General features: G+C 61.3%; 13 protein-coding genes. 10 read left to right on the top strand and 3 right to left on the bottom strand.

The annotated features are described in order from the left end of the window. Positions 1 to 20: 20 nt before the first annotated feature. A complete protein-coding gene (locus OQ248_RS11390) occupies positions 21 to 761 on the top strand; it encodes a hypothetical protein (protein WP_114886331.1) in 741 nt (246 codons plus the stop codon). 139 nt (positions 762 to 900) lie between these two features. On the opposite strand, the gene OQ248_RS11385 is transcribed toward OQ248_RS11390, so the two are convergent. Continuing rightward, positions 901 to 1,758: an SDR family oxidoreductase gene (locus OQ248_RS11385; RefSeq protein WP_265812883.1), complete on the bottom strand. Its 858-nt coding sequence runs from the start codon at positions 1,756 to 1,758 to the stop codon at positions 901 to 903. A gap of 188 nt (positions 1,759 to 1,946) precedes the next feature. Here OQ248_RS11385 and exbB point away from each other — a divergent pair, with 188 nt between their 5' ends. From exbB to OQ248_RS11345, 8 genes are all read left to right on the top strand, one after another. After that, entirely contained in the window at positions 1,947 to 2,909 is a 963-nt protein-coding gene (exbB, locus tag OQ248_RS11380) for a tonB-system energizer ExbB (protein ID WP_248742386.1), read from the top strand. A gap of 6 nt (positions 2,910 to 2,915) precedes the next feature. Further along, positions 2,916 to 3,344, top strand: a complete 429-nt coding sequence (gene exbD, locus OQ248_RS11375) for a TonB system transport protein ExbD (protein ID WP_085708863.1) — start codon at positions 2,916 to 2,918, stop codon at positions 3,342 to 3,344. Further along, positions 3,341 to 4,090 carry an energy transducer TonB gene (locus tag OQ248_RS11370; RefSeq protein ID WP_114886336.1) on the top strand — a complete coding sequence of 250 codons (750 nt, stop codon included), beginning with the start codon at positions 3,341 to 3,343 and terminating at the stop codon, positions 4,088 to 4,090. Before exbD ends, OQ248_RS11370 begins: the two co-directional genes overlap by 4 nt. A 175-nt stretch (positions 4,091 to 4,265) precedes the next feature. Next, complete coding sequence (locus tag OQ248_RS11365) at positions 4,266 to 5,195, top strand: hydrogen peroxide-inducible genes activator (RefSeq protein ID WP_064379831.1); 930 nt, start codon at positions 4,266 to 4,268, stop codon at positions 5,193 to 5,195. A gap of 9 nt (positions 5,196 to 5,204) precedes the next feature. Then, the gene (recG, locus tag OQ248_RS11360) at positions 5,205 to 7,280 is read left to right on the top strand and encodes an ATP-dependent DNA helicase RecG (protein WP_265812882.1); all 2,076 of its coding nucleotides are present in this window, start codon (positions 5,205 to 5,207) and stop codon (positions 7,278 to 7,280) included. A gap of 79 nt (positions 7,281 to 7,359) precedes the next feature. Beyond that, a complete protein-coding gene (locus tag OQ248_RS11355; protein WP_114886341.1) occupies positions 7,360 to 8,760 on the top strand; it encodes an aminoacyl-tRNA deacylase and HDOD domain-containing protein in 1,401 nt (466 codons plus the stop codon). A 137-nt stretch (positions 8,761 to 8,897) separates the two neighbouring features. Further along, the gene (locus tag OQ248_RS11350; RefSeq protein ID WP_085731368.1) at positions 8,898 to 9,155 is read left to right on the top strand and encodes a hypothetical protein; all 258 of its coding nucleotides are present in this window, start codon (positions 8,898 to 8,900) and stop codon (positions 9,153 to 9,155) included. Further along, on the top strand, positions 9,152 to 9,913 hold the full coding sequence (locus tag OQ248_RS11345; RefSeq protein WP_265812881.1) for a Fic family protein: 762 nt from the start codon (positions 9,152 to 9,154) through the stop codon (positions 9,911 to 9,913). Before OQ248_RS11350 ends, OQ248_RS11345 begins: the two co-directional genes overlap by 4 nt. Positions 9,914 to 9,949: 36 nt before the next feature. On the opposite strand, the gene OQ248_RS11340 is transcribed toward OQ248_RS11345, so the two are convergent. Next, positions 9,950 to 10,333 carry an SCP2 sterol-binding domain-containing protein gene (locus OQ248_RS11340; protein WP_039765176.1) on the bottom strand — a complete coding sequence of 128 codons (384 nt, stop codon included), beginning with the start codon at positions 10,331 to 10,333 and terminating at the stop codon, positions 9,950 to 9,952. Between the two features lie 436 nt (positions 10,334 to 10,769). Between OQ248_RS11340 and OQ248_RS11335 the strand changes: the two genes are divergently transcribed. Continuing rightward, on the top strand, positions 10,770 to 11,129 hold the full coding sequence (locus OQ248_RS11335) for a DUF6124 family protein (RefSeq protein ID WP_265812880.1): 360 nt from the start codon (positions 10,770 to 10,772) through the stop codon (positions 11,127 to 11,129). A 62-nt stretch (positions 11,130 to 11,191) separates the two neighbouring features. Here OQ248_RS11335 and OQ248_RS11330 read toward each other — a convergent pair whose 3' ends face one another. Further along, the gene (locus OQ248_RS11330) at positions 11,192 to 12,280 is read right to left on the bottom strand and encodes a hypothetical protein (RefSeq protein ID WP_265812879.1); all 1,089 of its coding nucleotides are present in this window, start codon (positions 12,278 to 12,280) and stop codon (positions 11,192 to 11,194) included. Between the last annotated feature and the right edge of the window lie 20 nt (positions 12,281 to 12,300).

The raw sequence follows: 12,300 nt of genomic DNA, 5'->3' as shown, positions 1-12,300 counted from the left end.
GGTTTTGAAAGGATTCCACCATGCGCAAAGCGCTTGCTCTCTCGCTGCTCGCCATTTTCCTCGGCGGTTGCGCCAGCAACCCTGCCGACCGTGACATCAGCGGCACCTGGATCAATCAGGTCGCCATCGATGCCGCCGCCAAGGGCGGCCCCCTGCGTGAAGCGCTTCAGGCCTATGGCCCGAACCTGGAATGGGACATCAACACCAAGGCCGGACAGGCCCGCTTCACCAACGGTTTCGAGAACGTCGAAGGACGCCTGCAAGGCGAACAGTCCGGCGCCTGGAAAGTCGACTTCTACGGCAGCTCCGGCAGCGAACTGAAACGCGACGGCGGCCAGTTGCATCAGGCTGCCAGCGAAAACGAACCTCAGCAGCTCTTCGATCGCGCGCAGATTCCGGTGCCGGAAGGCGCACCGATCGGCGCCAGCTTCGAACGTGCGCTGTATTCGGCCTACCTGGGCGGCAACTGGACCATCGCCAGCGGCCAGGGCGAAGGCGCCACCGTGCAATTCCAGGCTGACGGACAAGTCTCCGGCCTTCCGGGTGCCGACCGCTATGCCTTGTGCCTGGCGGGCGACTGCGCATCGATGAGCAGCGGCAACGACAGCATGTGGCTGCAACAGAACGGCCAGGGCAATAACTGGATCTTCGTTCGCAAGGGCAAGGAGCTGGAAATTTTGCAGGCCGTGAACACGGCGCTGGCGGATGAACAACCGCAGTTCAGCCCGGGTGAGCGCAAGTGGTTGCTCGAGAAGCAGTAACCCGGCTTTGAAGCTTCAGAGATCCCATGTGGGAGCGAGCCTGCTCGCGATAGCAGTCTGACAATCAACATCAATGTTGAATGTTATGACCTCATCGCGAGCAGGCTCGCTCCCACATTGACTTTCTAATGCCTGAAAGTCAGCAGCGACCTTCAAGAATCGCGGCATACCCCTCGCGATAACTCGGATACTTCGGCACCCAGCCCAACGCCTTTGCCCGGGCGTTGCTGCAACGCTTGCTGCCGGTTCGACGCACGCTCTCGTCTTCCGACCATTCGGTGACACCCAGATACTCGCGCAACCACGCCACCACTTCGGCCAGCGGTGCCGGCGCATCGTCCACGCCGATGTAGATGTCATCCAGCGCCACACCCTTGCGATTCGCCTCCAGCAGGAACGCCATCAAACCCGCCGCATCATCGGCATGGATGCGATTGCCATACAGCGGCGGTTCGACCGCCACGCGATAGCCACGACGCACCTGGGTCAGCAGCCATTCACGGCCCGGGCCGTAAATGCCGGTCAGACGCACGATGCTCGCGGGAATGCCGCTGTTGAGCGCAACCTGCTCGGCCTCCAGCATCACCCGGCCGGAATAACCAGCGGCAACGGTCTCGGATTTTTCATCCACCCACTCCCCGTCCTGCTGCCCGTAGACACTGCTGCTGGAAACGAACAGCAGCCGATCCGGCACCTGTCCGTAATCGCCCAGCCAGCCCAGGACATGTTGCAAACCCTGCACATAAGCCGCGCGATAACCGGCCTCATCGTGCTCGGTCGCCGCCGCGCAATACACCAGGTAATCCACGGCTCCGACCGGCCAGGTCTCGGGGCAGTCTTCATTGAACAAGTCACCGGCCACACCGATAACGCCTTCCGGCAAACGTGAAACATTGCGGCGCAGGCCATACACCTGGAAGCCGGCAGCCAGCAATTGCGTGGCCAGACGGCTGCCGACATCACCGCAACCGGCGATCAAAACAGAGGGCGCGGACATCAAAAATCTCCCATCGGAAAGCGACAGACTAGCCCTGGCAGGGGACGAGCGGCTAGCAATGAAGGAAAAAAAGCAACTCTATTACTTCTGTTAACAAGAATTACTTGCAATAATGCACCTCACTTTTGTTCTCGGCCTCACGAGGCCTGGAAGAGCATCACCGTTTTTCTACCTCAGGTCCGGCCAGCATGACACGCATTCAAACCCCCGCTTCGCCAACCAACCGACCTCGCGCCTGGAGCGCGGTGGCTGCCCTGCTCCTCAGCCTGATGCTGGCGCCAACCGCCGCTTTCGCTGACGCCCAGGCGCCGGCCACTCCAGCCGCCCACGAGCAGACTGCACCGGCTGCCCCTGCCGCCGCGCCGGCCGCGACCGACCCGGTTCAGGCCGTGGACGCCAGCGCCGAAGACGCACCTGAAGTCCTCGAAGCCGACAACACCCTGGGCATGGCCCACGACCTGTCGCCATGGGGCATGTACCAGAACGCCGACATCATCGTGAAGATGGTAATGATCGGCCTGGCCATCGCTTCGATCATCACCTGGACCATCTGGATTGCCAAAGGCTTCGAGCTGATGGGCGCCAAGCGTCGTCTGCGTGGCGAAATCGCTGCCCTGAAAAAAGCCGCCACCCTTAAAGAAGCCAGCGCCACTGCGGCGAAGGAAGGCACCCTCGCCAACCTGCTGGTCCACGACGCCCTCGAAGAGATGCGCCTGTCGGTCAACTCCCGCGAGAAAGAAGGCATCAAGGAACGCGTCAGCTTCCGCCTCGAGCGTCTGGTGGCCGCCTGTGGCCGCAACATGAGCAGCGGCACCGGCGTACTCGCCACCATCGGTTCCACCGCGCCGTTCGTCGGTCTGTTCGGCACCGTGTGGGGCATCATGAACAGCTTCATCGGCATCGCCAAAACCCAGACCACCAACCTCGCCGTCGTGGCCCCGGGCATCGCTGAAGCGCTGCTGGCCACCGCACTGGGTCTGGTTGCTGCAATTCCTGCCGTGGTCATCTACAACGTGTTCGCCCGTTCCATCGCCGGCTACAAGGCTCAGGTGTCCGATGCCTCGGCAGAAGTCCTGTTGCTGGTCAGCCGCGACCTTGACCACCAGCCTGAGCGCAGCAGCTCGCAGCCGCACATGGTCAAAGTGGGGTAATCGGCCATGGGCCTGCATTTGAAAGAAGGCGCAGACGACGATCTGGCCGAGAACCACGAAATCAACGTCACGCCGTTCATCGACGTGATGTTGGTGCTGTTGATCATCTTCATGGTGGCTGCTCCGCTGGCCACCGTGGACATCAAGGTTGACCTGCCTGCCTCGACCGCCAAACCGGCGCCGCGGCCAGAGAAACCGGTGTTCCTCAGCGTCAAGGCTGACCAGCGCCTGTACATCGGTGACGACGAAGTCAAAGCCGAAACCCTCGGCGCCGTGCTCGACGCCAGGACCCATGGCAAGAAAGACACCACCATCTTCTTCCAGGCCGACAAAGGCGTGGATTACGGCGACCTGATGAGCGTAATGGACAAGCTGCGCAGCGCCGGTTACCTGAAGGTTGGTCTGGTCGGCCTCGAGAGCGCAGTCAAGAAATGATCACGACGCGCCATAAGCTGACGCGTTACAGCGGTAGCCTGGCCGTGGTGCTGGGCGTTCACGCGCTGGCCATCGCGCTGGCGCTGAACTGGACCGCCCGCCCGCCCATCGAACTGCCGCCGCAGGCAATGATGGTCGAGCTGGCACCGGTTCCGGCCCCGCCACCGCCTGCACCGCCGAAAGTCGTCACGCCACCGCAGCCTCCGGCTCCGGTCGAAGAACTGCCGATCCCGAAACTGGCCGAAGCCCCCAAGGCAGAGATTGCCGTACCCAAGCCGAAGCCAAAACCCAAGCCAAAGCCGCAACCACCAAAACCGGTTGAGAAGAAACCGGAGCCTGTGAAGGAAAAACCTTCCGAGGAAAAACCGGCGGAGCCTCAGCAGACCCAGGCGCCGACGGAGAAATCCGCGCAGCCGGCACCGGGCCCGTCGCCAGCACAACTGGCGGCCAAGGCCAGCTGGCAAGGCACCCTGCTCGCGCATTTGCAGAAGTACAAGAAGTACCCGGCAAGCGCACAGGCACGGGGCAAGGAAGGCTTGAACCGGCTGCGTTTCGTGGTCGATGCCGAAGGCAATGTGCTGTCGTTCGAACTGGTGGGCCGCTCCGGCAACGCTGATCTGGACCGGGCTACCCTGGACATGATCCGCCGCGCCCAACCGCTGCCCAAGCCACCGGCCGACATGTTGACCAATGGCTCGATCGAAATTGTTGCGCCGTTTGTTTACTCGCTGGAACGCCGCCGCTGATCTGCATTGGCAGAACACGGCTCGATCCCGCCAGAAAGGCACCGAAAGGTGCCTTTCTCATATCTGCCAACGGCAAACCGGCATTGCCCGGTGTCGCATTCATCACTCAGTCTGATAACGTGCGTCTATCGATTGCAGCCGGTATGCTTGGCCCGCATCTTCATGGACGCTTGCTATGACCCTCACAGAATTACGCTACATCGTTACCCTCGCCCAAGAGCAGCATTTCGGCCACGCGGCCGAGCGTTGCCACGTCAGCCAGCCGACCCTGTCGGTGGGCGTGAAAAAGCTTGAAGACGAACTCGGTGTGCTGATTTTCGAGCGCAGCAAAAGCGCCGTGCGCCTGACCCCGGTCGGCGAAGGCATCGTCGCCCAGGCACAGAAAGTGCTGGAGCAGGCCCAGGGTATCCGCGAACTGGCCCAAGCCGGCAAGAACCAGCTGACCGCCCCGCTGAAAGTCGGCGCGATTTACACCGTCGGCCCGTACCTGTTCCCGCACCTGATTCCGCAACTGCACCGGGTCGCGCCGCAGATGCCGTTGTACATCGAAGAAAACTTCACCCACGTATTGCGCGACAAACTGCGCAACGGCGAGCTGGACGCGATCATCATCGCCCTGCCGTTCAACGAAGCCGACGTGCTGACCCTGCCGCTCTACGACGAGCCGTTCTACGTCCTGATGCCGGCCCAGCACCCGTGGACCCAGAAAGAATCCATCGACGCCGCGCTGCTCAACGACAAGAGTCTGCTGCTGCTCGGCGAAGGCCACTGCTTCCGCGATCAGGTGCTGGAAGCCTGCCCGACCCTGACCAAGGGCAACGATGGCGCCAAGCACACCACGGTCGAATCCAGCTCGCTGGAAACCATTCGCCACATGGTCGCGTCCGGCCTCGGCATCTCGATCCTGCCGCTGTCGGCGGTGGACAGTCATCACTACGCCCCGGGCGTGATCGAAGTGCGTCCGCTGTCGGCACCGGTGCCGTTCCGCACCGTGGCCATCGCCTGGCGCGCCAGTTTCCCACGGCCGAAAGCCATCGAGATCCTCGCCGACTCCATTCGCCTGTGCTCGGTCGCCAAACCCGCCGCGCCGGTCACGGCCGGTTAAGCCAGCGTCATGACTGAGCTGTCGCAGGTGTCGGTCACCGCACTCAAGGGTGTCGGTGAAGCCATGGCCGAGAAACTGGCCAAGGTCGGTCTGGAAAACCTCCAGGACGTGCTGTTCCACCTGCCGCTGCGTTATCAGGATCGCACCCGCGTGGTGCCGATCGGCGCGTTGCGGCCGGGGCAAGACGCCGTGGTCGAAGGCACCGTCAGCGGCGCCGACGTGGTGATGGGCCGACGTCGCAGCCTCGTCGTGCGTTTGCAGGACGGCACCGGCGGCTTGAGCCTGCGCTTCTACCACTTCAGCAACGCGCAGAAAGAAGGTCTCAAGCGCGGCACGCGGATTCGCTGCTACGGCGAAGCCCGGCCCGGTGCCTCGGGGCTGGAGATCTACCACCCGGAATACCGCGCCATCAACGGCGACGAACCGCCCCCGGTGGATGAAACCCTGACCCCGGTCTACCCGCTGACCGAAGGCCTGACCCAGGCGCGCCTGCGCCAGTTGTGCATGCAGACGTTGACCCTGCTGAAACCGGCCACCCTGCCCGACTGGCTGCCGACCGAACTGGCCCGCGACTATCAACTGGCGCCGCTGGCCGACGCGATCCGCTACCTGCACAACCCGCCTGCCGATGCCGACGTCGACGAACTCGCCCTCGGTCATCACTGGGCCCAGCATCGCCTGGCTTTCGAAGAACTGCTGACTCACCAGCTATCGCAGCAGCGCCTGCGCGAAAGCATGCGCTCCCTGCGTGCGCCGGCAATGCCGAAAGCCACCAAGCTGCCGGCGAAATACCTGGCCAACCTTGGTTTCAACCCGACCGGCGCGCAACAGCGAGTCGGCAACGAAATCGCCTACGACCTCAGCCAGCACGAGCCAATGCTGCGGCTGATTCAGGGCGACGTCGGCGCGGGCAAAACCGTGGTCGCCGCCCTCGCCGCGCTGCAAGCGCTGGAGGCGGGTTATCAGGTCGCCCTGATGGCGCCGACCGAGATCCTCGCCGAGCAGCACTTCATCACTTTCAAGCGCTGGCTCGAACCGCTGGGCATCGACGTGGCGTGGCTGGCCGGCAAGCTCAAGGGCAAGAACCGCGTGGCCGCGCTGGAACAGATCGCCAGCGGCACGCCGATGGTGGTCGGCACTCACGCGCTGTTCCAGGATGAAGTGCAGTTCAAGAACCTCGCGCTGGTGATCATCGACGAACAACACCGCTTCGGCGTGCAACAGCGTCTGGCGCTGCGGCAGAAAGGCGTCGGCGGGCGCATGTGTCCGCATCAATTGATCATGACCGCCACGCCGATTCCGCGGACGCTGGCGATGAGCGCCTACGCCGACCTCGACACCTCGATCCTCGACGAACTGCCGCCGGGTCGAACCCCGGTCAACACCGTGCTGGTCACCGACACCCGCCGCGTCGAAGTCATCGAACGGGTGCGCAGTGCCTGCGCCGAGGGTCGTCAGGCCTATTGGGTGTGCACGCTGATCGAAGAGTCCGAAGAGCTGACCTGCCAGGCCGCCGAAACCACCTTCGAAGACCTCACCGCCGCCCTCGGCGAGCTAAAGGTCGGGCTGATCCACGGCCGCATGAAACCCGCCGAGAAAGCCGCCGTCATGGCTGAATTCAAGGCCGGCAACCTGCAACTGCTGGTTGCCACCACCGTGATTGAAGTCGGCGTCGACGTACCCAACGCCAGCCTGATGATCATCGAAAACCCCGAGCGCCTCGGCCTCGCGCAACTGCACCAGTTGCGTGGCCGCGTCGGTCGGGGTAGCGCGGTCAGCCACTGCGTGCTGCTCTACCATCCGCCGCTGTCGCAGATCGGCCGCCAGCGCCTGGGCATCATGCGCGAGACCAACGACGGTTTCGTCATCGCCGAAAAAGACCTCGAACTGCGTGGCCCCGGCGAAATGCTCGGCACCCGCCAGACCGGCCTGCTGCAATTCAAGGTCGCCGACCTGATGCGCGACGCCGATTTGTTGCCCGCCGTGCGCGATGCCGCCCAGGCCTTGCTCGAACGCTGGCCTGCGCACGTCAGCCCGTTGCTCGACCGCTGGCTGCGACACGGGCAGCAATACGGCCAAGTGTGAGCACCGTCGCAGTTTCTCAAAGCTCGTTCCAACCAAGCTGGTTATACTCCAGCAATTGTTTCAAAAACGGATACAGACCATGACCGAAGCTGCTCTCGCCCCCGAATCCCCGCACGCTCCGTCTGTTATTCGGCTGCTGCTCAACAAGCTGGGCGTCGCCTACGAAGAAGTGCTCGACCACCACGGCCTCAACGCCTCGCGCAAAGTGCAGGCCGTGTTGCTGGACGACGCCGTCGGTGCGCTGATGGTGCTGTTTCCACAGAGCCAGTTGCTGGATCTCAACCGCCTCGCCGAGCTGACGGGCCGTCGCCTGACCGCCGTGTCCACCGAGCGCCTGGAAAAGATGCTCGGCAAACACAGCCTGAGCCTGCTGCCGGGCCTGCCGGCGCTGACCAGCTCGCCGTGCCTCTACGAAGAAAGCCTGCTGCGTGAACCGAAGTTGCTGATCAACTCCGGCGAGCCGGGCCTGCTGCTGGAAATCGCCAGCGAAGACTTCAAGACCATGCTGACCAAGGCCAGCGCCGCCAACTTCGGCGAAGCCCTGAGCAGCATCCGCCCGAACCTCGACCGCCCGGACGATGACCGCGAGGAAATCACCCAGGCCGTGCAGGCGTTCACCGCGCGGCGCATCCAGCAGCGACTGGAAGCGACCATCGAGATTCCGCCGCTGGCCGAAACCGCACAAAAAATCATCAAGCTGCGCGTCGACCCGAACGCCACCATCGACGACATCACCGGCGTGGTCGAAACCGACCCGGCGCTGGCCGCGCAAGTGGTGAGCTGGGCGGCGTCGCCGTACTACGCCTCGCCGGGCAAGATCCGTTCGGTGGAAGACGCGATCGTGCGTGTGCTGGGCTTCGATCTGGTGATCAACCTGGCGCTGGGCCTGGCCCTCGGCAAGACCCTGAGCCTGCCCAAGGACCACCCGCAACACACCACGCCGTACTGGCAGCAGTCGATCTACACCGCCGCCGTCATCGAAGGCCTGACCCGCGCCATGCCGCGCGCCCAGCGCCCGGAAGCCGGCCTGACCTACCTCGCCGGTCTGCTGCACAACTTCGGCTACCTGCTGCTGGCCCACGTGTTCCCGCCGCACTTCTCGCTGATCTGCCGCCACCTGGAGGTCAACCCGCACCTGTGCCACAGCTACGTCGAGCAACACCTGCTGGGCATCAGCCGCGAACAGATCGGCTCCTGGCTGATGCGCTACTGGGACATGCCGGACGAACTGGCCACCGCCCTGCGCTTCCAGCACGACCCGAACTACGACGGCGCCTACGCCGAATACCCGAACCTCGTCTGCCTGGCCGTGCGCCTGCTGCGCAGTCGCGGCATCGGCTCCGGCCCGGACGAAGACATTCCGGATGCGCTGCTGGAACGCGTTGGCCTGACGCGCGACAAGGCCAATGACGTGGTCAGCAAAGTGCTTGAGGCTGAAGTGCTGTTGCGGGAACTGGCTTCGCAGTTCAGCCAGGCTTAAAGCACTCTTCGGAACGTCAACCAGGGCCTGTTTTGATTGCAAATAGGGCCCTGGTTCCACAGATTTCGGTCACTTTGCCAGCAACGACAGCAAACTAGCGCCCTGCTATGATTTGACGGCAATCAGAGGAATTTCCGATGACCCAAACAGATGCTGTCAGCGTTGCAAGCGAAGTTCGCAAGCTAGCCAAAGACAACAAGGTTACGGCCAGACGTGACGGCATGAGCCGTATGGCCGTGGGCATTACCCGTTTGGCTGGCGATGTCGTCGAGCTGGATGGCATCGAACAGTTGCTCGTCAATCTCAAGAGAAAAGGCGTTCTGAGCAAATCTGAAATCCTGGCGCTCCAAGGGCGCTATCTTCAGGAAAGGCGCGCACAGAAACGTAGCGCATGACTTTCGATCCGTTCGGCGACTTCGAGACGGCTGGGTATCTTCAAAACTCGCTGCAACTGAAAGATCCCGTTGAAGTAAAAGAATCAGAACATCTTTCGTTCGAATTGAGTATCGAAGAGGCGCTTGCCTATCTGGCCAAAAAAAAGCCAATCGATTACCAGACTGTACTCAAGGTTCACGAGATCTTGTTCTCAGGCTTCTATCACTGGGCAGGAAAAGACCGGAACGAGCTCGTCCCCCATCTGGCGGTCTTCAAGGGCTCTTTTGACGACCCTCGCAGCACAGTTTTCGAGCGCCCGGACTCCATCAAAATGTCTGTCGACTATGCACTCAAGCTCGCAGCAGACAAGAAACGCTTCAGAGACCATCCCGGTGGAGTGATGGGCCAGCTGGCTTTCGCACACCCCTTCCTGGACGGCAATGGCCGCGCGATTCTATTGGTCTTCATGGAGCTCTGTTATCGAGCCGGGTTCGCCATCGACTGGTCAAGAACAAACAAAGACGACTACCTGCGGGCCCTTAGCGACGAGATCCGAGAGCCGCGCGAAAGGCATCTCGATCACTACCTCAACCCGTTCGTAATCGATATATGCAGTCGTGACGAATGGCCAGAGACCATCAGTGGCATCCGAGGCCTGGATGGCCTGGACAAGGAAGACATCACTTACGAGAAGCTGGACAACCCGAAAGTCCAGCAGATCTACAAGACATACCGGGCCCAGCCCCTGGACGCCGAGCCTCCCGAGCCTGAAAGCTGAAGAGGCAGGCCTGTCCCGGCAAGCTACCTGAAAGCCCTATGACTTCGGCTTGGCCTTCCGCGGCTTCAAATACTTCATCAACCCCTGAAACCACATCACCAGCGCCGGGTTGCCCTTGAGCTGGATCGACTTGTCCTGAATCCCCTGCATGAACGCCAGCTGCTTGTTCTTCGCCTGCATCGTGGCAAACCCGAACGCCGCGTCTTTGAAGGCAATCGCAAACGCCGGCTCCGCCACCACCCCGGACTTGCTGGTAATGCGCTGGTCCTTCACCACGAAATGCCGCGCCACTTTCCCATCCAGAGTCTGTAGCTGAAACACCAGATCCTTGTCACCCAACTGCTGCTGGAACGCAGGATTTGTCCGACTGGCCTTACCCATCAACAGACCCAGCATCCACAGTAGAAAACGAAATTTCATGCGCACAGCCTCAAAAGGAAAATGAACGGCTGGGGGAGTGTAAGGGATTCGGACGGATTCGCCACTATCTTGGATTGATAGAAGACGATGCATGGCTTTTCTTGCAAGATGACTACCAAGTCACGATTTCCAACCCCTAGCCTTGATCGTTCCCACGCTCTGCGTGGGAATGCATCCCGTGACGCTCCGCGTCACACAATTCCCCCGTCCTACACCTGAAGAAACACATTCCTGTAGGAGCTGCCGATAGCAGTGGTTTCTTGTTCCTCTACCCCGCAAATCCTTGGGAAATGTCCTTCAAACTGCGGTGCTGTCCATGAACTAGGCAGGCTGGACCATCGTCGATAGCCTCTGTGTGTCACCGCAAAATCGGTGACCGGATGTGCAAGTCCGAAAACCGGGGCAAATCTTTCCAACTCCAAAAGGATTTACACCGATGATCGATCCAACCCTCACTGACGAAGAAGTTTCCCCCTACGAATTCCCAGACTCGAAGAAACTCCACGAAGCCGCCGAACGCGCGCTCGACCACCACTTCAAACCCAGAGCCACACGCCCCAAACGCCTGGGCGGCCTGTTCGCCCTCTGCCCCAACGCCGACGCCGAAGCCCTCATGGCCAACGCCTCCGAAGACCTCCTATCCATCAGCGCCTTCGCCGCCAACCTGGCCGACGACCTCGACGGCCCCCGCCGCTCGATGGCACTGGGCCTGAGCAGAATGGCGGACGGCGTTCGATTGATGGTGGAAGGCACGCTCGATCACATTGAGTTTCGGGAGTATCAGGCCAAGCCGTAGCTGAATGACGGGCGGAAAAAAGGGGACGTTGAGTCCCCTTTTCCATTCTTCGGCAACAGCAACTAGCGAAAGTCCTCTGCGCTTTTTGGGGCCGTCTCTAACCCGAAATCCGCCAACCGATGTACGTAAGCATGACCACCGGCATTACAAGACTGTCGGAATACAACTTTGTCCCCCTTGAGCACCTTCAGATAACTCAAAAAGGCCTGGTTAACGAGGTAGGTATACGCACCGCTTTTGAACTTGATGATGTTCAGGTTCACGCTGCCTTCCGACGCATCTACAACAAAGAACTTTCCCTTGGGTGGCATAGCGTTCTTGGGGTAGACCATCTCGATGTTTCCCGGCACACCATAACGGTACTGAACAGAACCGGCCGTGGGCTTGCTGTTTCCCCGCGCACAAACAGAAACCGTCTTGCCGCCCTCCAGCGGGCAACTGAAGTAGATATCTTCGTCATCCGAGCACAACGTTCCTTCCTGCCCGCCCTTCAACGGCGCCGTCTCCTGCGAAACGCGCTCCGGCGTTTTCGCGATATCAGCACAGTTGGACAGGCAAACCAGCTTCGAAAGATCCGGATCATCGCTTTCAGTGAACAGGTAAGTCGCTGAACCATCGCGGTTGCGGGCGTGATAAACGGGAACACTGACGGCCAGCCCGTTGGCCGACACCGGCACCTTGGTATCTCCGCCCGAGACGACCCAGCCTTCGGCCTCCCCGCACAACGCCTCCAAAGCGACTTCACTGAACGAGTCTTTCGTTGGCACGGCGAACGGCTTGGCATCACCTCGGCAGTCATAGCCATGCCAGTAGGGTCCGGTGTTCATATCAATGTCGATCGAGAAAACATAAGCGCCGTCGAGCACCACTTTGCCGCTGTCGTAGGTGAAAACCAGCCAACGGCGCGTCTTCGCCTGGGAGTAGTTTTCTTCCTGAAGGATGTAGCGCTCGTCATCTCGATACAGCCAGAAGTCACTCATCGCCCCTGCCGGCTCCGCCGTCTCGGATAGGCGCTGCCCGGAATGTGCGTCCACCAGAAAATTGTCTTTCAGCGCCAGCGCGCAGTCGCTGTCAGCGTCCCTGCACGATTTGAGAGACGGGAACATTGGCCCCGCCACCGCAGAGAAAGAACACAGCAATAACGCGATCAAACACAATCTTTTCAACTTGC

This window comes from Pseudomonas sp. COW5 (assembly GCF_026240005.1).
In the GTDB taxonomy this organism is placed as follows: domain Bacteria; phylum Pseudomonadota; class Gammaproteobacteria; order Pseudomonadales; family Pseudomonadaceae; genus Aquipseudomonas; species Aquipseudomonas kribbensis.
Note: the sequence above shows the minus strand (reverse complement) of the source record. Positions and strands in the feature narration are given on the sequence as shown.

Coding starts and splice junctions, on each gene's coding strand:
- exbD (WP_085708863.1), top strand. CDS start 2,916: ATGGGCCTGCATTTGAAAGAAGGCGCAGACGACGATCTGGCCGAGAAC.
- recG (WP_265812882.1), top strand. CDS start 5,205: ATGACTGAGCTGTCGCAGGTGTCGGTCACCGCACTCAAGGGTGTCGGT.
- OQ248_RS11390 (WP_114886331.1), top strand. CDS start 21: ATGCGCAAAGCGCTTGCTCTCTCGCTGCTCGCCATTTTCCTCGGCGGT.
- OQ248_RS11355 (WP_114886341.1), top strand. CDS start 7,360: ATGACCGAAGCTGCTCTCGCCCCCGAATCCCCGCACGCTCCGTCTGTT.
- OQ248_RS11345 (WP_265812881.1), top strand. CDS start 9,152: ATGACTTTCGATCCGTTCGGCGACTTCGAGACGGCTGGGTATCTTCAA.
- OQ248_RS11365 (WP_064379831.1), top strand. CDS start 4,266: ATGACCCTCACAGAATTACGCTACATCGTTACCCTCGCCCAAGAGCAG.
- OQ248_RS11335 (WP_265812880.1), top strand. CDS start 10,770: ATGATCGATCCAACCCTCACTGACGAAGAAGTTTCCCCCTACGAATTC.
- OQ248_RS11340 (WP_039765176.1), bottom strand. CDS start 10,333: ATGAAATTTCGTTTTCTACTGTGGATGCTGGGTCTGTTGATGGGTAAG.
- OQ248_RS11370 (WP_114886336.1), top strand. CDS start 3,341: ATGATCACGACGCGCCATAAGCTGACGCGTTACAGCGGTAGCCTGGCC.
- exbB (WP_248742386.1), top strand. CDS start 1,947: ATGACACGCATTCAAACCCCCGCTTCGCCAACCAACCGACCTCGCGCC.
- OQ248_RS11385 (WP_265812883.1), bottom strand. CDS start 1,758: ATGTCCGCGCCCTCTGTTTTGATCGCCGGTTGCGGTGATGTCGGCAGC.
- OQ248_RS11350 (WP_085731368.1), top strand. CDS start 8,898: ATGACCCAAACAGATGCTGTCAGCGTTGCAAGCGAAGTTCGCAAGCTA.